The organism is Bradyrhizobium sp. USDA 4461, assembly GCF_054055655.1.
This window is the reverse complement of record NZ_JBSRXM010000001.1, coordinates 7,702,303-7,729,209: the sequence shown is the minus strand read 5'-3', so window position 1 is coordinate 7,729,209 and position 26,907 is coordinate 7,702,303. Positions and strand designations below refer to the sequence as shown.

22 protein-coding genes are annotated in these 26,907 nt (G+C 66.5%); 16 read left to right on the top strand and 6 right to left on the bottom strand.

The window, feature by feature from the left end; translation table 11 throughout:
• The first annotated feature begins 116 nt into the window (after positions 1-116).
• From ACVINW_RS36335 to galE, 3 genes are all read left to right on the top strand, one after another.
• Positions 117-746 (top strand): transglutaminase-like cysteine peptidase, encoded by a 630-nt coding sequence (locus ACVINW_RS36335; protein ID WP_456755732.1) that lies wholly within the window; start codon positions 117-119, stop codon positions 744-746.
• Positions 747-909: 163 nt separating this feature from the next.
• Entirely contained in the window at positions 910-1,167 is a 258-nt protein-coding gene (locus ACVINW_RS36330; protein WP_456755731.1) for a hypothetical protein, read from the top strand.
• A 139-nt stretch (positions 1,168-1,306) separates the two neighbouring features.
• Complete coding sequence (gene galE / locus ACVINW_RS36325; RefSeq protein WP_456755730.1) at positions 1,307-2,302, top strand: UDP-glucose 4-epimerase GalE; 996 nt, start codon at positions 1,307-1,309, stop codon at positions 2,300-2,302.
• 19 nt (positions 2,303-2,321) lie between these two features.
• Here galE and ACVINW_RS36320 read toward each other — a convergent pair whose 3' ends face one another.
• Together ACVINW_RS36320 and ACVINW_RS36315 are read right to left on the bottom strand one after the other, a co-directional pair.
• A complete protein-coding gene (locus ACVINW_RS36320; RefSeq protein WP_456755729.1) occupies positions 2,322-3,308 on the bottom strand; it encodes a UbiA family prenyltransferase in 987 nt (328 codons plus the stop codon).
• Between the two features lie 24 nt (positions 3,309-3,332).
• Complete coding sequence (locus ACVINW_RS36315) at positions 3,333-4,883, bottom strand: hypothetical protein (protein ID WP_456755728.1); 1,551 nt, start codon at positions 4,881-4,883, stop codon at positions 3,333-3,335.
• A 125-nt stretch (positions 4,884-5,008) separates the two neighbouring features.
• On the opposite strand from ACVINW_RS36315, the gene ACVINW_RS36310 reads away from it, so the two are divergent.
• Together ACVINW_RS36310 and ACVINW_RS36305 are read left to right on the top strand one after the other, a co-directional pair.
• The gene (locus ACVINW_RS36310) at positions 5,009-6,157 is read left to right on the top strand and encodes a hypothetical protein (RefSeq protein WP_456755727.1); all 1,149 of its coding nucleotides are present in this window, start codon (positions 5,009-5,011) and stop codon (positions 6,155-6,157) included.
• Positions 6,154-6,387: a hypothetical protein gene (locus tag ACVINW_RS36305; RefSeq protein WP_456755726.1), complete on the top strand. Its 234-nt coding sequence runs from the start codon at positions 6,154-6,156 to the stop codon at positions 6,385-6,387. The genes ACVINW_RS36310 and ACVINW_RS36305 overlap by 4 nt, the downstream gene beginning before the upstream one ends.
• A gap of 5 nt (positions 6,388-6,392) precedes the next feature.
• Here ACVINW_RS36305 and ACVINW_RS36300 read toward each other — a convergent pair whose 3' ends face one another.
• Positions 6,393-6,752 (bottom strand): VanZ family protein, encoded by a 360-nt coding sequence (locus ACVINW_RS36300; protein WP_456755725.1) that lies wholly within the window; start codon positions 6,750-6,752, stop codon positions 6,393-6,395.
• A gap of 406 nt (positions 6,753-7,158) precedes the next feature.
• On the opposite strand from ACVINW_RS36300, the gene ACVINW_RS36295 reads away from it, so the two are divergent.
• The 11 genes from ACVINW_RS36295 (at position 7,159) to ACVINW_RS36245 (ending at position 22,731) form a co-directional block, all read left to right on the top strand.
• The gene (locus ACVINW_RS36295; RefSeq protein ID WP_163154879.1) at positions 7,159-7,821 is read left to right on the top strand and encodes a response regulator transcription factor; all 663 of its coding nucleotides are present in this window, start codon (positions 7,159-7,161) and stop codon (positions 7,819-7,821) included.
• A gap of 221 nt (positions 7,822-8,042) precedes the next feature.
• Entirely contained in the window at positions 8,043-9,419 is a 1,377-nt protein-coding gene (locus ACVINW_RS36290; protein ID WP_456755724.1) for an ATP-binding protein, read from the top strand.
• 275 nt (positions 9,420-9,694) lie between these two features.
• Positions 9,695-11,089: a hypothetical protein gene (locus tag ACVINW_RS36285; protein ID WP_456755723.1), complete on the top strand. Its 1,395-nt coding sequence runs from the start codon at positions 9,695-9,697 to the stop codon at positions 11,087-11,089.
• Positions 11,090-11,403: 314 nt separating this feature from the next.
• Positions 11,404-12,534 (top strand): c-type cytochrome biogenesis protein CcmI, encoded by a 1,131-nt coding sequence (gene ccmI, locus ACVINW_RS36280; protein ID WP_456755722.1) that lies wholly within the window; start codon positions 11,404-11,406, stop codon positions 12,532-12,534.
• A gap of 59 nt (positions 12,535-12,593) precedes the next feature.
• Positions 12,594-13,091 (top strand): cytochrome c maturation protein CcmE, encoded by a 498-nt coding sequence (gene ccmE, locus ACVINW_RS36275; RefSeq protein ID WP_456755721.1) that lies wholly within the window; start codon positions 12,594-12,596, stop codon positions 13,089-13,091.
• Complete coding sequence (locus ACVINW_RS36270; RefSeq protein WP_456755720.1) at positions 13,088-15,073, top strand: heme lyase CcmF/NrfE family subunit; 1,986 nt, start codon at positions 13,088-13,090, stop codon at positions 15,071-15,073. The genes ccmE and ACVINW_RS36270 overlap by 4 nt, the downstream gene beginning before the upstream one ends.
• The gene (locus ACVINW_RS36265) at positions 15,073-15,579 is read left to right on the top strand and encodes a cytochrome c-type biogenesis protein (protein ID WP_456756580.1); all 507 of its coding nucleotides are present in this window, start codon (positions 15,073-15,075) and stop codon (positions 15,577-15,579) included. Before ACVINW_RS36270 ends, ACVINW_RS36265 begins: the two co-directional genes overlap by 1 nt.
• 170 nt (positions 15,580-15,749) lie before the next feature.
• The gene (locus tag ACVINW_RS36260; RefSeq protein WP_456755719.1) at positions 15,750-17,336 is read left to right on the top strand and encodes a Do family serine endopeptidase; all 1,587 of its coding nucleotides are present in this window, start codon (positions 15,750-15,752) and stop codon (positions 17,334-17,336) included.
• A gap of 322 nt (positions 17,337-17,658) precedes the next feature.
• A complete protein-coding gene (locus ACVINW_RS36255) occupies positions 17,659-18,339 on the top strand; it encodes a winged helix-turn-helix domain-containing protein (protein WP_106319421.1) in 681 nt (226 codons plus the stop codon).
• Positions 18,323-19,777 (top strand): ATP-binding protein, encoded by a 1,455-nt coding sequence (locus tag ACVINW_RS36250; protein ID WP_456755718.1) that lies wholly within the window; start codon positions 18,323-18,325, stop codon positions 19,775-19,777. The genes ACVINW_RS36255 and ACVINW_RS36250 overlap by 17 nt, the downstream gene beginning before the upstream one ends.
• Positions 19,774-22,731, top strand: coding sequence for a bifunctional [glutamine synthetase] adenylyltransferase/[glutamine synthetase]-adenylyl-L-tyrosine phosphorylase (locus ACVINW_RS36245; protein ID WP_456755717.1), 2,958 nt, complete (start codon positions 19,774-19,776; stop codon positions 22,729-22,731). Before ACVINW_RS36250 ends, ACVINW_RS36245 begins: the two co-directional genes overlap by 4 nt.
• Positions 22,732-22,977: 246 nt before the next feature.
• Here the strand turns inward: ACVINW_RS36245 and ACVINW_RS36240 are convergent, their stop codons facing one another.
• From ACVINW_RS36240 to fdhF, 3 genes are read right to left on the bottom strand one after another with little or no spacing between them, the layout of a single operon-like run.
• A complete protein-coding gene (locus ACVINW_RS36240; protein WP_050405110.1) occupies positions 22,978-23,199 on the bottom strand; it encodes a formate dehydrogenase subunit delta in 222 nt (73 codons plus the stop codon).
• Positions 23,183-24,019 (bottom strand): formate dehydrogenase accessory sulfurtransferase FdhD, encoded by an 837-nt coding sequence (gene fdhD / locus ACVINW_RS36235; RefSeq protein ID WP_456755716.1) that lies wholly within the window; start codon positions 24,017-24,019, stop codon positions 23,183-23,185. The genes ACVINW_RS36240 and fdhD overlap by 17 nt, the downstream gene beginning before the upstream one ends.
• A 2-nt stretch (positions 24,020-24,021) precedes the next feature.
• Positions 24,022-26,898, bottom strand: coding sequence for a formate dehydrogenase subunit alpha (gene fdhF, locus ACVINW_RS36230; protein WP_456755715.1), 2,877 nt, complete (start codon positions 26,896-26,898; stop codon positions 24,022-24,024).
• Between the last annotated feature and the right edge of the window lie 9 nt (positions 26,899-26,907).

The following is a 26,907-nucleotide window of genomic DNA, read 5'->3' as shown; positions in this document are numbered from 1 at the left end:
GTGGTTAACGGATGGCGCGCGCTCGCCCGCGCATTTGAAGCAAATGCCGCCGTGCGCTTGAGCCGAAGCGCAAGACATTTCCCGTACATGCTTCCCGGCACGGTGGGGAGTGAAGAATGTGCAGCGTCAAGAAAGTGATGGCCCTGGTTTTGGCCATCGTCGCGCTCGGGACCAGCGCACGGGATACGCAGGCCGGAATGATCGGCTTTCCGCTGCCGCTGCGCGGCGTGATCGAGCAGATCCGCTTCAGCGAGCCGACGCTGGCGCCGATGGCCTACACCATGTTCTGCATGCGCTATGCCGACGAATGCAAACAGAAGCCGCGCAGCCGCATGGTATTCCGCGGTGGTGCAACGCGCCTGACCAAGCAGCGCATCGCCGACCTGATCGAGATCAATGCGCAGGTCAACCGCCAGATCGCTCCGCAGCGCAATGAGCGCGGCCTCGCCGGCGAGGAATGGCTGATCAATCCGGCGCGCGGCGACTGCAACGATTATGCCGTCAGCAAGCGCCATGAGCTCCTGGCGCGCGGCTGGCCGATGCGCAATCTGCTGCTGAGCGAAGTGGTGACCTCCTGGGGCGAGCATCATCTGGTGCTGGTGGTCCGCGCCAAGGGCGGCGACATCGTGCTCGACAACCTGAATGCGCAGATCCGCAGCTGGTCGCAGGCGCGCTATCGCTGGGTCAGGATGCAGACCCCTGCGAACCCCGACCACTGGGCCGCGGTCGCACAGGCCGGCGTCTGAATTCCCGAGTTCACTCCATCGATCGAAACTGGCGCGGCGAGACATTTCGCCGTGCCGTTTTTGTTTGAGGTATGGATGACGATCGCAAGATCGCTGCGCTCACATTCCGGAACGATTGCCGGCTTGACCGGTTGATCCTGATCGCATCCATCGAAGCATCGCCATGAAACTGGCCGGCCTGTTCACGATCGCGACGCTGGCGGCTGCCGCCGCAGGCCCCGCGCTTGCGCAGGGCACCGGACCGACCACGCAGGGCGGATCCCGCTATTCGATCGACGGACCGGGCGGCGGCGTTCCGACCTCGCGGCCGCAGGCGACCCGGCCGGTCCCGTCGGCAACACCGATTTACCCTTACGGGAGAGCGTCGCGGCAGGCGCCGCCGGTCGGCCATCAGACCGGTGTGCCGCTGCGGTCGCGTTAACCGTCACTGCTGCGCACAAGCGGGACGGTCTTAACGCTATTCGCATTGCCGTTTTGCCGCGCCTGGCGGAATGTCGTACCCATGCAGGCGCTGCGTCTGTTGAGAGGCAGGATGGGTCCGCGCAGGGACGGCATTTTCGATGACGAGCAAGGGTTCGATACTGATCACAGGCGGCGCGGGATATATCGGCTCCCACTGCGCCAAGGCGGTTGCAGCGGCCGGATATGTTCCGGTCGTCTACGACAATCTGTCGACCGGTCATCGCAACTTCGTGCAATGGGGACCGCTGGTCGTCGGCGACGTCGCCGATCACGACAAGATCACCGCCACCGTCCGCGCGCACGATGCGTGCGCCGTGATGCACTTCGCGGCGTTCAGCGCGGTCGGCGAGTCCGTGGCGGATCCGCAGAAATACTTCACCAACAACGTCGCCGGCACGCTCGGCCTGCTGCGCGGCATGCGGCAGGCGGGTTGCGACCGGCTGGTGTTCTCCTCGACCGGCGCCGTCTACGGCAATGCCGGGCGCGATCCGATTCCGGAGAGCGCCGCGGGTCCGACCGTCAATCCCTACGGCCGCTCCAAATACATGATCGAGCAGATCCTGGCCGATTACCGCGCCGCCTATCAATTCAACTCGGTCTGCCTGCGCTACTTCAACGCCTGCGGCGCCGATGCGTCCGGCACCATCGGCGAGCTGCGTGATCCCGAGACACATCTGATTCCGCGCGCGCTGATGGCGCTGTTGGGGCACGTGCCTGATTTCGCGATCTTCGGCGAGGATTATGACACGCCCGACGGCACCGCGGTGCGCGACTACATCCATGTCGACGATCTCGCCAGCGCCCATATCGCCGCGCTCGAGCTGCTGCTGAAGGGCGACGCCGGCGGCGTGTTCAACCTCGGCACCGGCACCGGCTATTCGGTGCGCGAGGTGCTCGACGCGATCCGCGCCGAGACCGGGGAAGCGGTGCCGAGCGTGGTTCGCGAACGCCGGGCCGGCGATCCGCCGATCCTGGTCGCCGATCCCTCGAAGTCGGAAAGCGGCCTCGGCTTCAAGGCCAGTCGCTCGGATCTCGGCACCATCATCCGCTCGGCCTGGGCGTGGCACCAGAAGGCGCATCCGCGCCGGCGCTGACCACCGAGGCCGCAGTGCCTCAATCCAGCGTGATGTAATGCTGCTCCGCCAGCCGGGCGAGGAACGGCATGTCGACAAAGCTCGTCACCAGGAACACCACGACCAGCGCCAGCACGGTCAGCATCAGGCCGCGCTCGCCATAAAGCTTCTCGGGCTTTTGTGCCGACGATCCCGGTGCGGTCGACATCGAGAAATAGGCGGTGAACAGCATCACCACCAGCGGCATCGCAAGGATGTATTCGATGCGGTACTTCACCAGGAACACCGACAGGAAGAACACCGAGAACAGCGAATAGCTGAGACAGGAGGCGGTCAGCGACACCTCGGTATAGTCGGCAAAGCTCGCGCGGTAGCGCGCCAAGAGCTCCCGGCCGTGCGAGGCGGCGATCTCGCGATATTCGGACAGCCGCTTGGCCGCCATCAGGAATGCGCCGCCGAACCAGTAGCACAGGATCACCGAGCCCGGCGGCAGCGAGGTCGGGTCGATCATCGCCCAGCCGATCAACAGCCGCAGCGGATTGTTGACGGATTCCGAGATCACGTCGAAATAGGCCTTGTCCTTGCTGCGCAGCGGCGGGACGTTGTAGACGATGCCTTGAAGCGCGAAGATGCTGGTCGCGAACAGCATCAGGCGGCTGCTCGCCGCCGCGCAGGCGAGGCCAAGTACGACCAGCAGCAGCCATTCGATGCCGATGATCTTGCCGTCCATCGCGCTCTGCACCGCGGAGCGCTGCGACTTGGTCGGGTGATGCCGGTCGAAGTCGCGATCGAACCATTCGTTGATCACGTAATTCGCCGACGCGATGCAGATCGCAGCCAAGAGGCCAAGGATGATCGAGGCGGCAAGATGCTCGCCTCGCGTGCCGCGCAACAGCCAGGCCAGGATAATCCCGGGAATGATGAAGATATGCTTGGTGCTGTGATCGAGCCTGAGGATCGCAAGATACTGCTGAATGCCCGCGGCAGGCGGCTTGCTGGCTTCGACCTTGCTGTCCATCAGCGCCATGGCGCGGTTCCTTGTCCTGATCGCTTATCTGAGGAGGTAGACGTCGAAACTCTCGTCGCTCTTCGCCGGGCCGAAGCGGCGGATCATCGTGGTCGCTGCGCGGAAGTCGCTGAGGTCGGTGGCTGAGGCGCGGAACGTCCGCCACTCCTTGCCCTCGTCATAGGTCTGGTCGGGCGTGATCGCATCGAGCCGGTAGGCGAGCAGGATGATGACGGGCGCAGCACGCGTCTCGCGGAGCTCGCGCGCGAGTCGCAGCGTCTCGCCGAGATCGCCGTCCATTTTGCCCTTGCGCGAAAAGATCACGACGCTGCCGAACCTGTGGTCGCGTGCGAGATAGAGCGGATTCCCGACGTAATAGGGCAGCGCCTCGACCAGATATTCCGGCTCGCTGAGGATGATCGCGTTGGCGAGATCGGGGCGAGCGGCGATCAGGCGACCGAGATCGGCGCTGCGGCTTGCGACAACGCCGGTCGCCGCGTTGCGCAGATCGTTGATGCCGGCGGCGGTCTGGACAGCGAGCACCAGCAGTAGCGAGACGCGTCCGATCGCCGGCAGCAGTCCGGCGGAAGTCGCGGTGATCTTGCTCCAGCCGATCCAGTACAGCGCGATCAGGAAGCACAGGAAGACCGCGGCGTGGCGATAGGCGCCGTTGGCGGCGACGGCGAAGAACAGCGATGTCAGCAGCAGCGCGGCGATGGCGGCGAGAAACGCCGGTCGGCGCGGCAATAGCCCGAGGGTCGCGCCGAACAGCAGCGCCGATCCGACGACCGAAGGCAGCAAATTGGCAAACAGCGCGCCCAGCGACGTCGCGCCGGGGTTCACCAGCGAAAGAATTGCGGCCGTCAGCGGCGAAGCGTGCGACCAGTCGCGGGCCGCCGCATCATTGTAGGTCGGCAGCATCGTCACCGCGCAGATCGCGACGCCGATCGTCGCGATGGCCGCATTGACCGCGAAATTGGTCAGGAGCGGTGACCAGCGCCAGCCGTGAACTTCGAGCAGGTCGAGCAACCAGAACAGCAGGAAAGCGCCGGCCATGATCGCGCCGACGACATTGGTGTTGGCGAGCAGCAACAGCAGCACGCCGAGCACGAGGCCGCGGTCGCGGTGAGCCGGATAGCAGGCCGCGATCGCGAACAGGAACAAGGCCGAGATGCCGTAGTTCCTCGCCATCACCACATATTCGAACAGCAGCGCATGGCCGGTGATCAGCAGCAGGACCAGCGGCCGCGGCAACGGCGACCGGAAGATCAGCAGCGCGACGGTGACGAGCCCGACCGCGAAGGCCACACCGGGCAGCACCTCGACCCGGCCGACCGCGGCATGCGCGCCGCGCAGCAGCAGATACCAGAGGGCAGGGTGGCCTTCGCCATGCAGCCCTCGCAGCATCGCGATCACATCATCGCCATCAAGGGCGATGGTGAGCGCGCGCACCTCGTCGCGCCACATCACGTGACGGGAGATTTGGAAGCCGGTCAGCGCGATCCAGCCCGCCAGCAGCAGCAGGTCCGGCCAGGACCGGCGATCCCGCTTCGGCGCGAACAGCCAGTCGTCCAGGATTTGCAACAAGCGGGTCAATGAATCCTGCTGTATCCGGGAACGGTCACGCCGGACCGCGGCGTCATCTGCGGTTTCGTCATTTGTGTTAACAGTAAAAGCCACCTACAATATTGTAACATTATGGGCAATCCAGGCTAACATTTATGACGTCGACGCCGGCCCAGAGGTCGCTCAGCGACATCAGCCCTGCGCATCCCGAAGTGGAGTTCGCGCTGGTGCTGGCGCGGACCATCGATTCCGTGAACGCCGACCCGCAGCAGCTGCGCAGCGCGGTCTACGAGCTCGCGCGGCAAAAGCTGCAACAGCTCGCGCATCAGGATCCCAAGGAAAAAGCGCGCCTGATGCAGGCGCTGGAAGTCGCGATCGAGGGCGTCGAGGCGCACACCAGGGACAATCTGGTCGAGCGGTTCTCGGTGCCGCCGGCGCGGGCGCTGCCGGCATTCCTGGAAGCGGCAGGCGCCGCACGGCGGATCGAGGGTCCGCAGCGGATCGATGCCGAGGAGGCCTTTGTCGCGACGCTCGATCGGGTCGAGCTGCGGCGCCGGCCGCGCTGGTCGTCGTCGGCGCCGCTGCGCTACGTCGCGATGCTCGGCTTCTTTGCGTTGATCGCGGCCGTCGTGCTGTTGCAGCAGCGCGGCGTGTCATTGGCGGCAGCGCTGGCGATGATCGCGGGAACGCTTGCGCCGGTGCCGGCCGAACCGCAACGGCCCGCGGTCGTCGCGGCCGTGCCGGCGCCGGCCGCGCCCGTCGTGCCGCCCGCACCGAAACGGCCGTTGCCGACGGCTTACGGCGTCTACGCCGAGAGCGGCGGCAAGCTCTATGAGCTGCAATTGATCCAGGGCCGCGCACCGGATCCGCGCGTGGCGATTTCGGCTGCGATCACCAGGCCGAGCGAGACTGCATTGCCGGACGGCCATCTCCGCTTCATCGTGTTCCGGCGCGAGGGCGCCGGCGGCGCGTCCGATCCGATCGACGTGCGCCTGATCGCGCGCGTGACCCAGCAGACCACATTCGACACGGCCGGCAAGCCGGTGGTCTCGCCCGGTGACGACACCTGGGTGATCCGCAACATCTCGATCCCGTTCCGCGCCGCGCCGCTCAGCGAGGATCCGCAGATGTTCGAGGTCCAGCCGCGCGACGACACGCCGCTGTCGCCGGGACGCTACGCGCTGATCCTGAAGGCGCAGGCCTACGATTTCACAGTCGAGGGCGCGGTGACCGACAAGCGGCACTGCCTGCAGCGGCTGGCGGCCGCCAATGGCGTGTTCTACTCGGAATGCGAGAAGCCGTGAGCGGCACGCCCATTCGGCTCGGCATTGTGCTGGCGTTGTTGCTGTCGTCGCGGGCCGCCATCGCAGCCCCCGATGCCGAGACGGCGAAGCGGTGCCTGCGCGCGGCCTATATGGTCTATCCGTACAAGCGGCCGGGGGCGGCGCCGATGAATGGCGACCGGTTGAATTTCTTCCAGCAATGCATGGCGCAGCAGGGCACCAGGTCCGCGGAAGCGCCGAAGCGCGATTGAGCGGTTCAACCCGCGGATTGTTCCGCGCGCGACCGCAGCCGGCCGAACTGGCTGCGCAGCACCAGTAGGATGAGGTGACCCGCGCCGACGCCGGCGAAACCTCCCGCCACCTTGACGATCGCGTCGAGCAGCCGGCCGTGACGGTCCGGCGTCAGCAATTGCATCGCCTCGAGCGTGAACGAGCTGAACACGACAAACAGCACGATCAGCCCGGTCCGCCGCGGGTAACCCAGCAGGAAGGCCATCGCCATCACCGCATATGCGGCGAAGCGCTCGGTCTGGGGATGGAAGAACGACGGACGGTCCTGGATGGGGGACAACGTGACGAATGCGATGAAGGCCAGCGCAAGCCAGCCGGCAACCACGCCAAATGTCCTAATCTTCGAAACAAGCAATCAAGTATTCCCGGTCCCTGTGCCCCCGACGTGCCGCTGGATTAGCGTATCGCTGATACCAGCGAAAATGAATTGCCCGCCGAAGGTTAACCTGCCGCCCACTGTGACATTGCTCACGCTGCCGATGCGTCAGGACCATGATGATAGACCAGCGGTCGCATATCCAAAATTATAGTATCATAATACCAGTAATTGAAACCAAGCCTCATTCCGTCCGCACCTTGCGGCGGGAACCGGCCGCGCTTGCGCGGGTTCCCGGGATGGTGCACCTGACGAAAAAATTAGCTTTGGCCGGTGGCTCCATTCATAAGCCGTTCACGGCGCGAAGCCTCATTTGATGCCCGGACTATCGCAATGTTCACTCTCGGAGGCCAAAGTGCGTCTGCTTGTCGTTGAGGATGACCCGGATCTGAACCGCCAGCTCACCACCGCGCTGACGGACGCCGGCTATGTGGTCGATCGCGCGTTCGACGGCGAGGAGGGGCATTTCCTTGGCGACAGCGAGCCCTACGACGCGGTGGTGCTGGATATCGGCCTGCCCAAGATGGACGGTATCTCGGTGCTGGAGGCCTGGCGGCGCAACAAGCGGGTGATGCCGGTCCTGATCCTCACCGCGCGCGACCGCTGGAGCGACAAGGTGCAGGGCTTCGATGCGGGCGCCGACGACTATGTCGCCAAGCCGTTCCACCTCGAGGAGGTGCTGGCGCGGATCCGCGCGCTGCTGCGCCGCGCCACAGGGCATGCCCAGGTCGAGCTGGTCTGCGGGCCGGTGGCGCTCAACACCCGTACCAAGCGGGTCACCGTCAACGGCAACCCGATCAAGCTGACCTCGCACGAGTACAACCTGCTTGATTATCTGATGCACCACACCGGGCGGGTGGTGTCGCGCACCGAGCTGGTCGAGCATCTCTACGACCAGGACTTCGACCGCGACTCCAACACCATCGAGGTGTTCGTCGGCCGCATCCGCAAGAAGCTGGAAGTCGATATCATCCAGACGGTTCGCGGCCTCGGCTACATGCTGTCGCCGCCGACCTAAGGCATTTTCTGAAGCCGCCGGCGCGCGCGAGGAAAGCGCGACCAAACAACGGGATAAGGGCATAACCTGTTCAATCGGATCATGCTCTTGAGATGCTTGATCGCCATGCGGGCATTGGCATGATCCGGGCCAGGAGAAACTGGATTCGCGAAACTGGATTCGCCGATGTCTGAATCCCCGATGTCTGTTGCCGCCGGCCCGCTGCTCGAGCGCGTGCCCTGATGGGCGGCAGCTCGCTTGCGACACGCCTGTTCGTCTCGGCGACCGCCTGGGTGGTGGTGATCCTGGCGATCACCGGCGTCATCCTGTCGTCGGTCTATCGCGACGCGACCGAGCGCGCCTTCGACCGCCGGCTCAATCTCTATCTGCGCACCCTGATCGCCGAGGTGGCGACGCCGGACGAGCCGGCCGACCGCCAGTTCCAGTCACTCGGCGAGCCACTGTTCGACCTGCCGCTGTCGGGCTGGTACTGGCAGATCACCCGCACCGACACCGAAAAGGGCGAGACCCGGGCCTCGCGCTCGCTGTGGGACAAGAAGCTGCCCAAGCTCGAGGATCACGGTGCCGAACTGACCGCCGCCGGCGTCCGCCTCGGCTATGTCGACGGGCCCGAGGGCCAGAGCCTGCGGATGGTGGAGCGGCCGGTCGATCTCGGCGCCGACGGCAAGTTCCTGGTCAGCGTCGCCGGCGATGCCACCGAGATCTTCGATGAGACCCGCAGCTTCGATTATTACCTGTTCGGCACCTTCGCAGCCCTCGGCATCGTGCTGCTGCTGACCACCATCTTCCAGGTCCGTTACGGCCTGGCGCCGCTGAAGCGCATTTCGGACTCCATTGCCGATATCCGCTCCGGCCGCGCCGAGCGGCTGGAGGGCCGCTTCCCTGTCGAGATCGCGCCGCTGGCGCGCGAGACCAATGCGCTGATCGATGCCAACCGGGAGATCGTCGAGCGCTCGCGCACCCATGTCGGTAATCTCGCGCATGCGATCAAGACGCCGCTGTCGGTGATCGTGAACGAGGCAGGCGCGCATGCCGCCGATCCGTTCGCCAGCAAGGTGCTGGAGCAGGCCGATCTGATGCGCGACCAGGTCGCCCATCATCTCGAGCGGGCGCGGATCGCCGCCCGCGCCACCATCGTCAGCACCATCACCGACGTCGCGCCCGCGATCGAGGCGCTGCGCCGGACCATGGAGAAGATCCATCGCGATCGCGATCTCACCATCGAGGCCAAGGCCGATCCGGCGGCGCGGTTCCGCGGCGAGCGGCAGGACCTCGAGGAGATGGTCGGCAATCTCGTCGACAATGCCTGCAAATGGGCCGCCTCGCAGGTGCTGATCGAGATCGCCGTGGTCCCGCCGGAGACGTCGGGCGCAGGACCCAGGCTGCGCATCGTGGTCGACGACGACGGCCGCGGCCTGTCGGAGGCCGAGCGCGCCCAGGTGGCGCGGCGCGGCCAGCGGCTCGACGAATCGAAGCCCGGCTCGGGGCTCGGCCTGTCGATCGTGACCGATCTCGCCGGGCTTTATGGTGGCAAGCTCACCCTGAACGACGCTCCGATCGGCGGTCTGCGGGCGGAGCTGGTGCTGCCGGCGGTGTAGGCGAGCAATTCCATGAAACCAGCTCATGGGAACGCTCGTTGGGTATCGTCATTCCGGGGCGATGCGAAGCATCGAACCCGGAATCTCGAGATTCCCCGATGCGCAATTGCGCATCTGAGGTTCGCTGCGCGCCCCGGAATGACGATGTTCGCCGCCGCCGCATCGTTCCTTGCGCCCTCATTCTTCCTAAACGCGTTCTTAACGCGCCAACCACTATCATCGCGGGCGGACGGGCTGCGGCGTTTGCCGGGCACCAAGCTTTCACGACCGGGCGCATGAGCCAAAAATCGACCGAGCGGCTGAGGGATTATCTCGCGCAGCTTCCGCCGCAATCGCAGGCGCTGCTGATGCGCGAGCTGGAGCGCGCGGTCGAACGCGGCGACGATGTCGCCGTCGCCAATCTGGTGCTGGAGCAGCTGCGCAAGATCGTGCGCGGGGCCGAGGAGGACGAGCGGATCGAGCCGCGCAGCGACGATCCGGCGCGGCTGTTGTTCCGGCCGCTCGAGCCGTTCCTCGCCGAGACCAATTTCCCGACCCGGCCCGGCCAGCTGCGGCGCGCCTCACTGCTGCCGATCTGGCAGTGGCTGGCCCGCGAGGGCGCGCCGGAGGCGGCCCGCGCATTCGAGGCGGCGCTGGCGGCGGCCACCGAGAGCGGCCCGATGGAAGTCGCCGCGCGAAAATTCCAGCTGGCGGCTGCGGAGGCCATCCTCAAGGTCGCAGGGCCGAGCCAGGACGACCGCCAGCGCGCGCTGGCGCGGGTCGGCCCGCCGAGCGTGGTCGAGGACCTGCTGCCGATCGGCCTGGTGCTGCAGGCCCGCGAGGCGCTGGAAACCCTGGGCAGCCGGCTGCCAAGCCAGATCCGCGTGTTCGCGGATTCCCAGATCGCCTCCGCCACCGAGGCGCTGAAGCTGCCGTCGCTGCAGACGCCGCAGCTCTTGCCGTTCGCGCTGTCGCTGATCGCGCAGCGGCTCGCCGCGCCGTGGCAGATCGTCCGCCTCGCGATCAAGATGGCAGCCTCCGACGACGAGCTGCGGGTTGCGGCCACGCCCTACGGCGTCGCCGTCACCATCGCGCTGCATGATCTGTCGTTCGTCGCGGCCTGCCTGCGCACCGACATCAAGCGCGGGCATTTCGACTATGTCGGCGAGCAGCTCAAGACCCTGCATGACGGGGTCCGCGGCCTGCGCACCGAGCTCGACCTGCGCAACGACTCCACCTGGGGCCGTCAGCTGACGTCGGTCCGCGCCGACACCTCGAACGCGCTGCAATCGGAGATCGACAGCGTGCCGGGCCGGGTCCGCCGCATCCTGCGCCAGCGCGCCGACAAGGACATCACGGCCGGCGCCAAGATCGACCCGTCCGAGGTCGAGGACGCCGCCGCCCTGATCGATTTCGTCGCGGTGTGCCGCACCTATGCCAGCGAGCTCGCCATCAACGAGGTGACGCTGCGGACCTTCTCGGACCTGCAGCATTATGTCGAGCAATCGACCGAGGGGCTGGTGCAGTCACTGCGCGGCGGCGACGCCCGAGTCCGCGCCTTCCGCCAGCAGCAGGTCAAGGCCGCGATCCGCTTCTGCGAGGTGCTGTTCGGCCACGACTACGCCTCGCTAATGAACCGGGCGGCGGAGAATGCCGTGACAGGGGAGCGAAAGTCGTCGCGCGCGGGGTAGCGGGAGCGCTGGGACAGAGCGATCGCGCGATTTCGGAATAATGGAAGTGTGGCGCTGAGTTGCCCGGCGTGTCAAGTCGTCATTCGAGGGCCGGCGGCCGCCGCACCTTTGCATGGGGTTGTTTCGCGGTTTTTGATCGTGCGCGCCTTTACCGGGAAACACCATTGCCCGGCCGCCGCAACGACGCTGGAAAACCGCCTGATTTCGACCTTCCGCCGATCCAGCAATTGTCAATTGCCGGGCTCGCCGCCGGTGGTGTAAAGCGATTCTAAGGTGGCTTGCCGGAAGCCGCCGTTCCATCCGGGAACCGCTTGATGACGCTGTGGTTTGTGTTCGCGCTGATGACGGTCGCGGCGATCTTTGCCGTGCTGTGGCCGCTCAGCCGGCGCGGGCGCGCGGACTCGGGCGGCAGCGAGGTCGTGGTCTACCGCGACCAGCTCGCCGAAATCGACCGCGACATGGCCTCAGGGATCATCGGCGCCGCCGAGGCGGACGCCGCGCGGATCGAGATCAGCCGCCGGCTGCTCGCCGCCGCCGACCAGAGCGGACGCGACACCCCGGTAACGGGCAGTCTCACGCTGCGCCGCGCTGCGGCGGTGGTGGCGCTGGTCGGGCTGCCGGTGATTGCCTCGAGCTTCTATCTCGCGCTCGGCTCGCCGCGGCTCGGCGACTTTCCGCTTGCCGAGCGCAGCAAGGTCGCCGATGCCAACCAGCCGCTCGCCAATCTGGTCGCGCAGGTCGAGGCGCATCTGGAGAAGAACCCGACCGACGGCCGCGGCTGGACCGTGCTGGCGCCGGTGCTGTCGCGGCTCGGCCGCTACGATGACGCGGTGCGCGCCTATCGTAACGCCATCAGCTATGCCGGCGACAGCGCCGATCGCCGCGCCGATCTCGGCGAGGCCTTGATGGGAAGCGCCGGCGGCGTCGTCACCGCGGAGGCCAAGGCGGAGTTCGAGCGCGCGGTCGCGCTCAATGGCGATGATGCCAAGGCGAACTATTTCCTCGGCCTCGCCGCCGAGCAGGACGGTCGCACGGCCGACGCCGCCGCGCTCTGGCAGAAGATGCTGGCGAAGGCGCCGTCCGATGCGCCGTGGCGGCCGCTGGTGCAGGCCGCGCTGGTGCGGGTCGGCGGCAGCGTGCCAGACGTCCCGCCGGGCGTCAGCGCGCCGAGACTGCCGGACGGTGCGATGGCTGCGGCGAAAGACATGAGCGAGGCCGATCGCGGCACCATGATCAAGGGCATGGTCGATCGGCTGGCGACGCGGCTGAAGACCAATGGCGACGACGTCGAGGGCTGGCTGCGGCTGGTGCGCGCCTATCTCGTGATGGGGGAGCGCGACAAGGCGATGAGCGCGCTTGCCGACGCTCGTCAGGCTGTCGCCAAGGATGCGGTCCGGTTGCGTCAGCTCAATGAAGGGCTGAAGAATCTCGGGTTGGATGGATAAATCATGACGCCGAAACGAGCGCAGCGGTTTTCGGAGAACGTCATGAGCAAGGATAGACCATGACCAGGAAGCAACGGCGTTTGACATTGATCGGCTGCGCGCTCGCCGTGCTCGCGATCGCCGCGGGTCTGGTGCTGAACGCGCTGCGCGATTCCATCGTGTTCTTCTCGACGCCGTCGATGGTCGCCGAAAAGCATCTCGGCCCGGGCAAGCGTTTCCGCCTCGGCGGCCTGGTGGAACAGGGCTCGCTGAAGCGCGGCGACAATCTTGCCGTGACCTTCACCGTCGGCGACGGCGGCGCGACGCTGCCGGTCGCCTACAAGGGCATCCTGCCGGATCTGTTCCGCGAAGGGCAGGGCGTCATTGCCGAAGGCGCGCTCGATGCGGACGGCGTGTTCCGCGCCGACACCGTGCTCGCCAAGCATGACGAGACCTACATGCCGAAGGATGTCGCCGATGCCCTGAAGAAGCAGGGTCATTGGAAGGACGATTACGGCAAGAAGCCGAACAATATGCCGAGCGCCTCCGCGGCGCCGACCCAGGGAGCCATGCGGTGATCGCCGAAAGCGGACATTACGCGCTGGTGCTCGCGCTCGCCCTTGCGCTGATCCAGTCGATCGTGCCGATCGTCGGCGCGCGCTGGCGCGATGCGGCGCTGATGAACGTCGCGCGCTCGACCGCGCTCGCGCAATTGCTGTTCGTCGCGGCGTCGTTTGCAGCGCTGGTGACGCTGCACGTCACCTCGGATTTCTCGGTCGCCAATGTCTACGAGAATTCGCATTCGCTGAAGCCGCTGCTCTACAAGATCACCGGCGTGTGGGGAAACCATGAAGGCTCGATGCTGCTGTGGGTGTCGATCCTGGCGCTGTTCGGCGGCCTCGTCGCGGCGTTCGGCAACAATTTGCCGCTGTCGCTGCGCGCGCATGTGCTGGCGGTGCAGGCCTGGATCGCCAGCGCCTTCTATCTGTTCATCCTGATCACCTCGAATCCGTTTCTGCGCATCGCCAATCCGCCGCTCGAGGGCCGCGACCTCAATCCGGTGCTGCAGGACATCGGCCTCGCGGTGCATCCGCCGATGCTCTATCTCGGCTATGTCGGCTTCTCGATCTCGTTCTCGTTCGCGGTGGCGGCGCTGCTGGAAGGGCGGATAGACGCCGCCTGGGCGCGCTGGGTGCGGCCGTGGACGCTGATGGCGTGGATCTTCCTGACGCTCGGCATCGCGATGGGCTCCTACTGGGCCTATTACGAACTCGGCTGGGGCGGCTGGTGGTTCTGGGATCCGGTCGAGAACGCCTCGCTGATGCCGTGGCTGGCCGGCACCGCGCTGTTGCATTCGGCGCTGGTGATGGAGAAGCGCAACGCGCTGAAGGTCTGGACCGTGCTGCTCTCGATCCTGACCTTCTCGCTGTCGCTGCTCGGCACGTTCCTGGTGCGCTCCGGCGTGCTGACGTCGGTTCACGCCTTCGCCACCGATCCGACCCGCGGCGTGTTCATCCTGCTGATCCTGTTCGTGTTCATCGGCGGCAGCCTGTCGCTCTATGCCTGGCGCGCGCCGGCGCTGAAGCAGGGCGGCCTGTTCGCACCGATCTCGCGCGAAGGCGCGCTGGTGCTCAACAATCTCCTGCTCACCACCGCCTGCGCGACGGTGTTCATCGGCACGCTGTATCCGCTGGCGCTCGAGGTCCTGACCGGCGAGAAGATCTCGGTCGGCGCGCCGTTCTTCAATTTCACCTTTGCGCCTTTGTTCGTGCCGCTGCTGCTCGCGGTGCCGTTCGGGCCGCTGCTGGCCTGGAAACGCGGCGATCTGCTCGGCGCGGCGCAGCGGCTGATGGTGGCCGGTATCGTCGCGCTGGTTGCGATCGCGCTGGTGTTGGCCTGGACCTATGGCGGCGCGACGCTGGCGCCGCTTGCGATCGGGCTTGCGGCCTTCGTCATCATGGGCGCGCTGTGCGATCTCGCCGAACGCGTCGCGCTGTTTAGGATTCCGCTGTCGCTCTCGCTGCGCCGTGCGCGCGGCCTGCCGCGCGCCACCTGGGGCACGGCCTTCGCGCATGCCGGTCTCGGCATCGCGCTGATCGGGATCGTCTGCGAGACCACCTGGAACAGCGAATATATCGGCTCGATGAAGCCAGACGACACGGCCCGCGTCGCCGGCTACGAGCTGCGGCTCGACGGCCTGAACCCGCGGCAGGGGCCGAACTTCCGCGAGATGGTCGCGCAATTCACCGTGACCCGTGACGGCGAAAAGATCAGCGTGATGACGCCGTCGAAGCGCAATTTCACGACCCGCGGCGCCTCGACGACCGAGGCCGCGCTGCTGACCCGCGGCGCCAGCCAGCTCTATATCTCATTGGGAGATGCCTCGGCCGACGGCACGATCGCGGTGCGCATCTATCACAAGCCGCTGGTGCTCATGATCTGGTGGGGGCCGGTGCTGATGGCGTTCGGCGGGTTGCTGTCGCTGTCCGACCGCCGCCTGCGGGTCGGTGCGCCGAAGCCGGCCAAGGCGGCCGCGCGCGCCTTGCAGGCGGCCGAATGATGCGGAAGCGCAGCCTCGCAGCCGCCATGCTCGCGGCGACCTTGCTGCTCGGTGCGATGCCGGCGCGTGCCGTGCTGCCGGACGAGATCATGACCGACCCGGCCAAGGAGACGCGGGCGCGCGAGCTCTCGAAAGAGCTGCGCTGCATGGTCTGTCAGAACCAGTCGATCGACGATTCGGAGGCACCGCTGGCGCGCGACCTCCGCCTCTTGGTCCGTGAGCGCATCTCGGCCGGCGACAGCGACGCCCAGGTGATCGACTTCCTGGTGGCCCGCTACGGCGAATTCGTGCTGCTCAAGCCGCGCCTCAACGAGCATACGCTGGTGCTGTGGCTGACCCCGCCGCTGGCGCTTCTGCTGGGCGGTTTTGCGCTCTGGCGGCTCGGTCGGCGCAGGGCAAATCCGCGCCCCGGTGGGGCCGATTCCGCCCCCGGATTGACGCCCGACGAAGAGGCGCGCCTGGAACGGCTGCTGGCGGCTGAATCCGCGCCGGACAAGCCGGTTTAGTTCCGGCTTTAAGCTGTTATTTTGCCTGCGTTATTCTGCCGCAGCATCGGCGCGCTCAATTACCAAAGTTTAATTCCGCAGCCAGCGCGCTGTAAGGCTGATGACCCCATGTTCAGATGCATCAGGTGCTCGCCCCGCACCAATGATTCTGGCCCTGGAGATTTCAGCCAATGACCGAACGTCCCGACCTCTCGACCCTTCCGTCCTACAAGGCGCCGAAGCGCGCGCTGTTTTCCGCCCGCAAACTCGCGCTGATGGCCTCGGTCGTGGCTGGCCTCGGTGCCGCCACCTACGGCTTCAGCCCCTCGCATAATCCCGCCGACCTGTTCACGACCCCCGCGCATGCGCAGGTCAATAACGAGGTCAAGAAGGTCCAGCAGCCGGTCGGGTTCGCCGACATCGTCGAGCGCGTCAAGCCGTCGGTGATCTCGGTCAAGGTCAACATCCGCGAGAAGGTCGCCAAGGACGACGGCGGCAACAATGACGATTCGCCGTTCCAGCCGGGTTCGCCGATGGAGCGCTTCTTCCGCCGCTTCGGCGGTCCGGATGGCTTGCCCCCGGGTCTGCGCGGTGGGCCGCGTGGCGGTGGCGTGGTGACCGGTCAGGGCTCCGGCTTCTTCATCTCGGCTGACGGCTATGCCGTGACCAACAATCACGTCGTCGACGGCGCCGACAAGGTCGAAGTCACGACCGATGACGGCAAGACCTATTCCGCCAAGGTGATCGGCACCGATCCGAAGACCGACCTCGCGCTGATCAAGGTCGAGGGTGGCCCGAACTTCCAGTTCGCCAAGCTCTCCGACAGCAAGCCGCGCATCGGCGACTGGGTGCTGGCGGTCGGCAATCCGTTTGGCCTCGGCGGCACCGTGACCGCGGGCATCGTCTCCGCCTCCGGCCGCGACATCGGCAACGGCCCGTATGACGATTTCATCCAGATCGATGCGCCCGTGAACAAGGGCAATTCGGGCGGCCCGGCGTTCGACGTCTCGGGCGAGGTGATGGGCGTCAACACCGCGATCTACTCGCCGTCCGGCGGCAGCGTCGGCATCGCGTTCTCGATTCCCGCGGCGACCGTGAAGAGCGTCGTCGCCCAGCTGAAGGACAAGGGCTCGGTCAGCCGCGGCTGGATCGGCGTCCAGATCCAGCCGGTGACCTCCGACATCGCCGACAGCCTCGGCATGAAGAAGGCCGAAGGCGCGCTGGTCGCCGAACCGCAGGCCAACGGCCCCGCGGCCAAGGCCGGCATCGAGTCCGGTGACGTCATCACCGCCGTCAATGGCGAGCCGGTGAAGGATGCGCGCGAACTCGCCCGCACCATCGGCGGCATCGCGCCCGGCAATGCCGTGAAGCTGAACGTGCTGCACAAGGGTCAGGACAAGGTCGTCAACATCACGCTCGGCCAGTTGCCGAACAATCTGGAAGCCAAGGCTGACACCGATAACAGCGACAGGGGCAACTCGTCGCGCGGCACCGATGTGCCGAAGCTCGGCCTCACCGTGGCTCCCGCCAACAGCGTGGCCGGCGCCGGCAAGGAAGGCGTGGTCGTGACCGAAGTCGATCCCAAGAGTGCTGCCGCCGAGCGGGGCTTCAAGGAAGGCGACGTGATCCTCGAGGTCGCCGGCAAGTCCGTCGGCACTGCCGGCGAGGTCCGTGATGCGATCACCGCGGCCCGCAGCGACAACAAGAACAGCGTTCTCATGCGCGTGAAGAGCGGCGGTTCGTCGCGCTTTGTGGCAGTGCCGCTGGCCAAGGGATAACTACATATGAGTTGGAAAGCGTCGCCGGCATTCGTCGCCCCCGCCGACGGCGCTTTCCGGGGGGTGAGCCCCTTGCTCGCTCCCCATGTTGCCTTTCGATGGAATATGCCCCCCTCCGTCGGAAGGTCTCAGGGCGGTGAAGTCCCCCAGCTTCACCGCCCACTTTTTCCCAACCCGCACGTTCCGGAAAACTGGGGACCGGTTTTCCGGTCAGATCATGCGGCAGCTCAATTTACAGATTATGCGCGGTCGTCTTGCATGTGCAGGCCGGCCGCGCCATGCTGACAGAGGGCCCATTCCCGTGACCGCAACCGCTCCGCAAATGCGCATCCTGATCATCGAAGACGACCGCGAGTCAGCCGACTATCTGGTCAAGGCGTTCCGCGAAGTCGGTTACATCGCCGATCTCGCCTCCGACGGCGAGGAAGGGCTGTCGATGGCCGAAACCGGCGATTACGACGTGCTGGTGGTGGATCGCATGCTGCCGAAGCGGGATGGGCTATCGCTGATCGGCATCCTGCGCGACAAGGGCAACCGGACGCCGGTGCTGATCCTCTCGGCGCTCGGCCAGGTCGACGACCGCATCAAGGGCCTGCGCGCCGGCGGTGACGACTATCTGCCGAAACCCTATTCGTTCGCCGAGCTGCTCGCGCGCGTCGAGGTGCTGTCGCGGCGCAATGTCGGACCGGCCGAGGAGACCACCTACAAGGTCGGCGATCTCGAGCTCGACCGGCTGTCGCATCGCGTCGCCCGCGGCAAGGACGAGCTGACCTTGCAGCCGCGCGAGTTCCGCCTGCTCGAATATCTGATGAAGCATGCAGGCCAGGTGGTGACGCGCACGATGCTGCTGGAGAACGTCTGGGACTATCATTTCGATCCGCAGACCAACGTGATCGACGTGCACATCTCGCGGCTGCGCTCCAAGATCGACAAGGGCTTTGAGCGGCCGCTGCTGCATACCATCCGCGGCGCGGGGTATATGATCCGTGACGGCATTCGGTAAACTGATCCGGACCACGGCGTTTCGGCTGACGCTGGTCTATCTGTTCCTGTTCGCGCTGTTTGCCGCCTCGCTGCTGGCTTACTTCGCCTGGAACACGCGGCGGCTGATCACCGAGCAGATCACGACGACGGTCAATGTCGAGATCAGCGAGATCACCGACATCTACAACCGCCGCGGCCTGCGCGGCCTGCTCGGCACCATGGGCAACCGTGCGCTGCGGCCGGGCGCCAACCTCTATCTGGTGACGGCGCCGAACGGGCAGATGCTGGCCGGCAATGTCGGCGCGCTGGCGCCGGGCGTGATGAGCATGCAGGGCTGGACCGAGACCGCCTATCGCCGGCTCGACGACCAGGACCAGACCGATCACCGCGCGCTGGTGCGCGTCACCCAGATGGAGAACGGCTTCCGCCTGCTGGTCGGGCGCGACCTCGAGGAGCGGCGGCGGCTGTTCGGCATCGTCGCCAAGGCCGCGCAATGGTCGATCCTGGTCGTCATCGTGCTCGGCCTCGGCGGCGGCATCTTCGTCGCGCGCCGCGTGCTGCATCGGATCGACGCCATGACCGGCACCACCAAGCGGATCATGGCGGGCGATCTCTCGGGCCGGCTGCCGGTCGGCCGCAGCGGCGACGAGCTCGACCGCCTCGCGGAAAATCTCAATGCCATGCTGGAGCGCATCGAGGCGCTGATGACGGGGTTGAAGGAGGTTTCCGACAACATCGCCCATGACCTCAAGACGCCGCTGACGCGGCTGCGCAACCGCGCCGAGGAGGCGCTGGCGCGGTCGGGCACCGAGACCGACTATCGTGCGGCGCTGGAGCGCACCATCGAGGAGTCCGACGGCCTGATCCGCACCTTCAATGCGCTGTTGATGATCGCACGCGCCGAGTCCGGCCAGGCGCGCGGCAATATGGATGATTTCGACGGCGCCGACGTCGCCAACGGCATCCACGAGCTGTACGAGCCGCTCGCCGAGGACGACGGCATGACGCTGCAGGTCAGGACTGCGCCGGCGCCGATCCACGGCAACCGCGAATTGATCAGCCAGGCGCTCGCCAACCTGGTCGAGAATGCGATCAAATATGGCAAGCCGGATCCGGGCGTGGAGCCGATGAAGGCCGATGCGCGCGAGATCCTGATCGAGGCGCGGCGCGAGGGTGACCAGGTGCTGCTCAGCGTCATCGACCATGGCCCCGGTATCCCCGAGGGCGACCGCAAGCACGCAGTCGAGCGCTTCGTCCGGCTCGAGGCGAGCCGCACCTTACCCGGTTCCGGTCTTGGCCTCAGCCTGGCCTCGGCGGTGGCCACGCTCCATGGCGGCGAGCTCAGGCTCGGCGATTCCCATCCCGGGCTGGTGGCGACCCTGGTGCTGCCCGCGCGGGCCGGCGGCAGTGACAGGCTTGCGGCTCAAACGCAGGATGTGCCACAGAAGGCGGCATGAATGCCGCCGCGCCGGGGAACGCGGATCGACATTGTCTGGCCGCGCGGTTCGCGGACGGACCGCATGTCGCCGCGCCCCAATCCGCCGATCAACGCCTGACCGACTGGTTCGCCGAGCTCGAGCCGGCGCAGTCGAGCGCACTCGATGCATTGCTGGAATATCCGTTCGCACGGGACATCCTGCGCGGCATCGCCGAGTTCTCGCCCTATCTGTTCGAGCTCGCCCGCGCCGATGCCGCGCGGCTGATCCGAATCCTGTCATGCGACCCGGAACAGCATCTCGCGGGCCTGATCGAGACCACCTCGCGCGAGGTGCTCGCCGCCGGCAGCGAGGCCGAGGTGATGGCTCTACTTCGCCGCACGAAGGCGGAGGCCGCGCTGATGATCGCGCTGTGCGACATCGGCGGCGTCTGGCCGGTGATGCGGGTGACGGCGGCGCTGACCGACATCGCGGTGAATTCGGTGCAATCGGCGCTGCGCTATCTGTTCCGGCAGGAGGTCGCGCTCGGCCGGATGACCGCTGTCGATCCCAAGCATCCGGAGATCGGCTCGGGCCTGATCGTGCTCGCGATGGGTAAGATGGGCGCAGGCGAGCTGAACTACTCCAGCGACATCGACCTGATCGTGTTCTTCGACCGCAGCGCCACCTCGCTCGCCGAGGACATCGAGCCGCAGCCGTTCTTCGTGCGCGTCACCCAGGCGATGGCGCGGATGCTGCAGCAGCGCTCGGGCGACGGCTATGTGTTCCGGGTCGATCTCCGGCTGCGCCCGGATCCGGCCTCCACCCAGGTCGCGATCTCGACCGACGCAGCCTTGCACTATTACGAGCGCGAGGGACGCACCTGGGAGCGCGCCGCGATGATCAAGGCGCGGCCCTGCGCTGGCGATCCCAGGGCCGGCGAGGCGCTGATCGGCGAGCTGGCGCCGTTCGTCTGGCGCAAGCATCTGGACTTTGCCGCGCTGGCCGATGTCCACGACATGAAGCGGCAGATGCAGACCTATCGCGGCCAGAGCGAGATCTCGGTCGAGGGCCACAACGTCAAGGTCGGCCGCGGCGGCATCCGCGAGATCGAATTCTTCGCCCAGACCCAGCAGCTGATCGCCGGCGGCCGCCATCCGGAGCTGCGGGTGCGGCCGACGCTGGAGGCGCTCGACGTGCTCGCCAACAGCAACTGGATCACCTTCGAGGCGCGCGACGAGCTGACGAGGGCCTACGAATTCCTGCGCCGGGTCGAGCATCGGCTGCAGATGATTGCCGACGAGCAGACCCACGCGCTGCCCGAAGCGCCTGACGACGTCGAGCGGTTCGCGCATTTCTTCGGCTACGCGAATCGCGAGGCGTTCGCCAGGGATCTGCTCGGCCAGCTCAAGATCGTGCAGAACCATTACGGCAAGCTGTTCGAGGGCGACGATCCGACCGGCACCGCGAAGCTGCCGGATGTCGACTACGGTGCAGGGCCGGACGACGGCCGGCTGATCGAGCATCTCGCCCAGCTCGGCTTCAAGAAGCCGGTCGCGGTCGCGGGCACCGTGCAGCAATGGATCGCGGGCGATTATCGCGCGCTGCGCGTGGAGGCGACGCGGGCGGCGTTCCTCGAATTCATTCCCGGCTTGATCGACGGCCTTGCGCATGCCGAGGAGCCTGATGATGCGGTGGTGGCGTTCGACCGTTTCCTCGGCGCGCTGCAACGGGGCGGGCGGCTGATCTCGCTGCTCAGCCAGAACCGCGATTTCGTCGCGCTGGTGGCGCTGATCCTCGGTGCTGCGCCGCGGCTCGGTGACATGCTGGCGCGGCAGCCGCAGATCATGGATGGCCTGGTCGACCCACGCTTCTTCGGCGCGATGCCGGACAAGAAGGAATTGTCGGAGCGGCTTGCCGCCACGCTGCAGGATGCGTCGTCCTATGAGGACTTCCTGGATCGCCTGAGATTGTTCGGCCAGGAGAGCCTGTTCCTGATCGGCACGCGGATCCTGTCCGGCACGGTGTCGGCGCAGCACGCCAGCACGGCCTTTGCCGATGTGGCGGAGGGCATCGTGCACACCGTGCACGGCCTCGTCACCGACCAGTTCGCCGCGCAATATGGCCGCATCAAGGGGCAGGAGACCGCGATCATCGCGATGGGCCGGCTCGGCAGCCGCGAGATGACGGCGTCGTCCGATCTCGACCTGATCACGCTCTACGATTTCGACAGCGAGGCGCCGGATTCCGACGGCGAGCGTTCGCTGCACGGCGCGCAGTATTTTGCCCGCTTCACCCAGCGCCTGATCAGCGCCTTCACGACCCGCACCAATTATGGCGTGCTTTATGAGGTTGACATGCGGCTGCGTCCCTCGGGACGCGCCGGCCCGGTCGCCTCGCGGATCGACGCGTTCGCCGACTACCAGGAGCGCGAGGCGTGGACCTGGGAGCACATGGCGCTGACGCGCGCCCGCGTGATCTCGTCGTCGCCGCAGTTCCGCGAGCGGATCGAGGCGATCATCCGCAGCGTGCTGACCCGGCCGCGCGACGCCGCGTCGACCGCGGCTGACGTCGCCGACATGCGGCGGGCGATCGCGCTGGAGAAGGGCGAAAACGACGTCTGGGACCTCAAGCTCGCCGCCGGCGGGCTCGTCGACATCGATTTCATCGCGCAATATCTCCAGCTCGCGCACGCATCGGCGAAGCCGGAGATCCTCAGCGTCTCGACGCTGCAGGTGCTCGAAAATGCCGCCAAGCTCGGCCTGCTCGGCCAGTCCGAGGCTGAGATCCTGCGCTCGGCGGCGCGGCTCTATCATGATTTGACGCAGATCCTGCGGCTCTGCGTCACCGGCAAGTTCAATCCGGAGACCGCGGGCGAAGACCTGCTGCGCGTGATGGCGCGCGCCGGCGACACGCCGGATTTCTCCGCTCTGGAAGCCCGCCTGCGCGAGACCCAGAGCGAGGTGCGCTGCGTGTTCAATGCGATCGTAGGGTAGAGGGGTTAGCTCACCTGCGCAGGGTGGGCAAAGCGTAGCGTGCCCACCATTCCAGCACGGCACTTGAAGGTGGGCACGGCGCAGCGCGCCTCTGCCCACCCTACGATATCACGTCCGTCATCCTGAGGAGCGCGTAGTGCGTCTCGAAGGATGCACGGCCACCAGCCGGGCCGTCGACCCTTCGAGACGCCGCTCCGCGGCTCCTCAGGGTGACGGTGAGAGAGCTGAGCAAGCTTCCAATTTCAGCTACGCCTGCTGCTTCAGCTTCTGCAGCGCGTCGAGCACGTCGGGATCGAGGCCGGCGCCGCCGGCGTCGAGATGGGCGAAGATCTGCTTGCGCATCCGCGGGTCCCAGAACTTCCAGATGTGCTCGGAGATGCCCTGCACGGCGCGGTCGTGGCCCTGGCTGTGGAAGAACTTCCCGATCTGGTTCGCCATATAGACCAGCTTGTCAGGCGACGACGACATAAGCGGACTCCTTGCCGGGCACCGCGCCTGTGACGCGTTCCGGATGCGTGAAGATTTCAAATCCATCGGCGCGGGCGATCGCGGCGAGCGTGATGCCGGCGGCATCCGCCATCCGCACCGCAAGCGCTGTGGGCGCGGACACGGCGGCGATCAACGGCGCGCCGATCGCGGCGGTCTTCTGCACCATTTCGACCGAGACGCGGCTGGTCAGCAGCACCATGCCGTCGCTGGCGTCGATCCTGTCGCGGGCCAGCGCGCCGGCAAGCTTGTCGAGCGCATTGTGGCGGCCGACATCCTCGCGCACCACGACGATGCCGCGCGCGGCGGTCCAGAACGCGGCGGCATGCACGGCGCGGGTCTGGTGATTGATCTCCTGCAGCGGCGCGACTGCCGCGACCGCGGTCATGATCTCGCGCGGCGAAAAGATGCGGCCCGCGGGCACCACCGCGGCCGGCCGGACCGCCTCGGCGATGGAATCGATGCCGCAGAGGCCACAGCCGGTCGGGCCGGCGATGTTCCTGCGGCGTTGCGCGATCTGCTCGGCCTTGTCGGGCTTGAGCCACATCCTGAGCTCGATGCCGTCATCGAGCTCGACGATGTCGAGCGTCTCGATCTCGTCGGCCGATTGCACGATGCCTTCGCTCAGGCTGAATCCGACGGCGAAATCGCCGAGGTCCTCGGGCGAGCCCATCATCACGGCGTAGGTGCCGCCATTATAGGTCAGCGCCAGCGGCGTCTCTTCCGGGATCAGGCGCGCGCCGTCGCTGAAGACGCCGTCGCGCCAGACCTTCCGGATCGCCTTGTGGACCGGTTCGCGCATCGCTACTCCGCGGCTTCCACCACCGGCGCGATGCGGCGGGAGTGGCGTGCCTGCTGGTCATAGGCCTTCTGCCAGTCCGACGGGCCGTTCGACGGCGAGATCTGCACGGCCGTCACCTTGTACTCCGGACAGTTGGTCGCCCAGTCCGAGAAGTCGGTGGTGATGACGTTGGCCTGGGTGTCGGGGTGATGGAACGTGGTGTAGACCACGCCCGGCGCGACGCGGTCCGTGATCTCGGCGCGCAGCGTGGTCTCGCCGGCGCGGCTCGCCAGCCGCACCCAGTCGCCGTCGCGCACGCCGCGCTGCTCGGCGTCGTGCGGGTGGATCTCCAGCCGGTCCTCGGCGTGCCAGACCACGTTCTCGGTGCGCCTTGTCTGCGCGCCGACATTGTACTGGCTGAGGATGCGGCCGGTGGTGAGCAGCAGCGGGAAGCGCGGACCGGTGCGCTCGTCGGTCGCGACATATTCGGTGACGATGAACTTGCCCTTGCCGCGCACGAAGCCGCCGATATGCATCACCGGCGTGCCTTCCGGCGCCTTCTCGTTGCAGGGCCACTGCACCGAGCCGAGTTCGTCGAGCTTGGCGTAGGAGACGCCGGTAAAGGTCGGCGTCAGCGCCGCGATCTCGTCCATGATCTCCGACGGATGGCTGTAGTGCATCTCGAAGCCCATCGCCTTGGCGAGCAGGATCGTCACTTCCCAGTCGGCGTAGCCGTTGCGCGGCGTCATCACCTTGCGGACGCGCTGGATGCGGCGCTCGGCATTGGTGAAGGTACCGTCCTTTTCCAGGAAGGTCGAGCCGGGCAGGAACACATGGGCGTAGTTCGCGGTCTCGTTCAGGAACAGGTCGTGGACGATGACGCATTCCATCGCCGACAGCGCCGCCACCACATGCTTGGTGTTCGGATCGGATTGCAGGATGTCCTCGCCCTGCACGTAGAGGCCCATGAAGGTGCCTTCGATCGCGGCATCGAACATGTTGGGGATGCGCAGGCCCGGCTCCTTGTTGAGCTTGACGTTCCACATCGCCTCGAACTGCTCGCGCACGGCGTCGCCCGAGATATGGCGGTAGCCGGGCAGTTCGTGCGGGAACGAGCCCATGTCGCAGGAGCCCTGCACGTTGTTCTGACCGCGTAGCGGGTTCACGCCGACGCCGGGCCGGCCGATATTGCCGGTCGCCATCGCGAGGTTGGCGATCGCGATCACGGTAGTGGAGCCCTGGCTGTGCTCGGTGACGCCGAGCCCGTAATAGATCGCGCCGTTGCCGCCGGTGGCATAGATCCGCGCCGCTTCGCGCAGATCCTTCGGATCGACGCCGGTCATGATCGCGGTCGATTCGGGGCTGTATTTGTCCTGGGCGACGAAGGCCGCCCATTCCTCGAACTCGCTCCAGTCGCAGCGCTCGCGCACGAAGCTTTCGTTGACGAGCCCTTCGGTGACGATGACGTGGGCGAGCGCCGTGACCACGGCGACGTTGGTGCCGGGCATCAGCGGCAGATGCAGCGCCTTGACATGCGGCGATTCCACCATCTCGGTGCGGCGCGGATCGAGCACGATCAGCCTGGCGCCCTGGCGCAGCCGCTTCTTCAGCCGCGAGGCGAATACAGGGTGAGCCGAGGCCGGATTGGCGCCGATGATCATGACAACGTCAGTGTCTTCCACCGAATCGAAATCCTGCGTGCCGGCCGAAGTTCCAAAGGTCTGCGACAGGCCGTAGCCGGTCGGCGAATGGCAGACCCGGGCGCAGGTGTCGACATTGTTGTTGCCGAAGCCGCCGCGGATCAGCTTCTGCACCAGATAGGTTTCTTCATTGGTGCAGCGTGACGAGGTGATGCCGCCGACCGCGTCGCGGCCGTATTTCTGCTGGATGCCCTTGAACTTCGCGGCGGCGAAGTTGAACGCCTCGTCCCATGACACTTCCTGCCAGGGGTCCTCGATCCGCTCGCGGATCATCGGCTTCAGGATGCGCTCCTTGTGAGTGGTGTAGCCCCAGGCGAAGCGGCCCTTGACGCAGGAATGGCCGCGATTGGCCTTGCCGTCCTTCCACGGCACCATGCGCACCACTTCCTCGCCGCGCATCTCGGCCTTGAAGGCGCAGCCGACGCCGCAATAGGCGCAGGTGGTGATGACCGAGTGCTCGGGCTGGCCGATCTCGATCACGGATTTCTCGGTCAGCGTCGCGGTCGGGCAGGCCTGCACGCAGGCGCCGCAGGAGACGCATTCGGAGCCGAGGAAGCTCTCGCTCATGCCGGGCGAGACGCGGCTGTCGAAGCCGCGGCCGGAGATCGTCAGCGCGAAGGTGCCTTGCACCTCCTCGCAGGCACGGACGCAGCGCGAGCAGACGATGCACTTCGAGGGATCGTAGGTGAAGTACGGATTGGATTCGTCCTTCGGCATCCAATTGTCGTTTTCGCAGCCATGCGATTTGGCGAACACGTGGTTCTTGCCCTCATAGCCGTAGCGCACGTCGCGCAGGCCGACGGCGCCCGCCATGTCCTGCAATTCGCAGTCGCCATTGGCGGCACAGGTCAGGCAGTCCAGCGGATGGTCGGAGATGTAGAGCTCCATCACGCCCTTGCGCAGCTGCTTCAGCCGCTCGCTCTGGGTGTGCACGACGAGGCCGGGCATCACCGGCGTGGTGCAGGAGGCCGGCGTGCCGGCGCGGCCCTCGATCTCGACCAGGCAGAGCCGGCAGGAGCCGATGGCGTCGACCATGTCGGTCGCGCAGAGTTTTGGAATCTGGGTGCCGGCTTCCATCGCCGCGCGCATGATCGAGGTGCCCTCGGGCACGGTGATCTGGTTGCCGTCGATGGTCAACGTGACCATCGTCTCGGATTTGGACTTGGGCGTGCCGAAATCGATTTCCTGGATCAGCGACATCGTGATCTC

Excerpts from the sequence above, each read along its gene's own strand:
- ACVINW_RS36255 (WP_106319421.1), top strand. The coding sequence starts at position 17,659 with ATGCGCATCCTGATCATCGAAGACGACCGCGAGTCAGCCGACTATCTG.
- ACVINW_RS36320 (WP_456755729.1), bottom strand. The coding sequence starts at position 3,308 with ATGGCGCTGATGGACAGCAAGGTCGAAGCCAGCAAGCCGCCTGCCGCG.
- ACVINW_RS36290 (WP_456755724.1), top strand. The coding sequence starts at position 8,043 with ATGGGCGGCAGCTCGCTTGCGACACGCCTGTTCGTCTCGGCGACCGCC.
- ACVINW_RS36260 (WP_456755719.1), top strand. The coding sequence starts at position 15,750 with ATGACCGAACGTCCCGACCTCTCGACCCTTCCGTCCTACAAGGCGCCG.
- ACVINW_RS36245 (WP_456755717.1), top strand. The coding sequence starts at position 19,774 with ATGAATGCCGCCGCGCCGGGGAACGCGGATCGACATTGTCTGGCCGCG.
- fdhF (WP_456755715.1), bottom strand. The coding sequence starts at position 26,898 with ATGTCGCTGATCCAGGAAATCGATTTCGGCACGCCCAAGTCCAAATCC.
- ACVINW_RS36335 (WP_456755732.1), top strand. The coding sequence starts at position 117 with ATGTGCAGCGTCAAGAAAGTGATGGCCCTGGTTTTGGCCATCGTCGCG.
- ccmI (WP_456755722.1), top strand. The coding sequence starts at position 11,404 with ATGACGCTGTGGTTTGTGTTCGCGCTGATGACGGTCGCGGCGATCTTT.
- ACVINW_RS36265 (WP_456756580.1), top strand. The coding sequence starts at position 15,073 with ATGCGGAAGCGCAGCCTCGCAGCCGCCATGCTCGCGGCGACCTTGCTG.
- ACVINW_RS36240 (WP_050405110.1), bottom strand. The coding sequence starts at position 23,199 with ATGTCGTCGTCGCCTGACAAGCTGGTCTATATGGCGAACCAGATCGGG.
- ccmE (WP_456755721.1), top strand. The coding sequence starts at position 12,594 with ATGACCAGGAAGCAACGGCGTTTGACATTGATCGGCTGCGCGCTCGCC.
- fdhD (WP_456755716.1), bottom strand. The coding sequence starts at position 24,019 with ATGCGCGAACCGGTCCACAAGGCGATCCGGAAGGTCTGGCGCGACGGC.
- ACVINW_RS36310 (WP_456755727.1), top strand. The coding sequence starts at position 5,009 with ATGACGTCGACGCCGGCCCAGAGGTCGCTCAGCGACATCAGCCCTGCG.
- ACVINW_RS36285 (WP_456755723.1), top strand. The coding sequence starts at position 9,695 with ATGAGCCAAAAATCGACCGAGCGGCTGAGGGATTATCTCGCGCAGCTT.
- galE (WP_456755730.1), top strand. The coding sequence starts at position 1,307 with ATGACGAGCAAGGGTTCGATACTGATCACAGGCGGCGCGGGATATATC.
- ACVINW_RS36330 (WP_456755731.1), top strand. The coding sequence starts at position 910 with ATGAAACTGGCCGGCCTGTTCACGATCGCGACGCTGGCGGCTGCCGCC.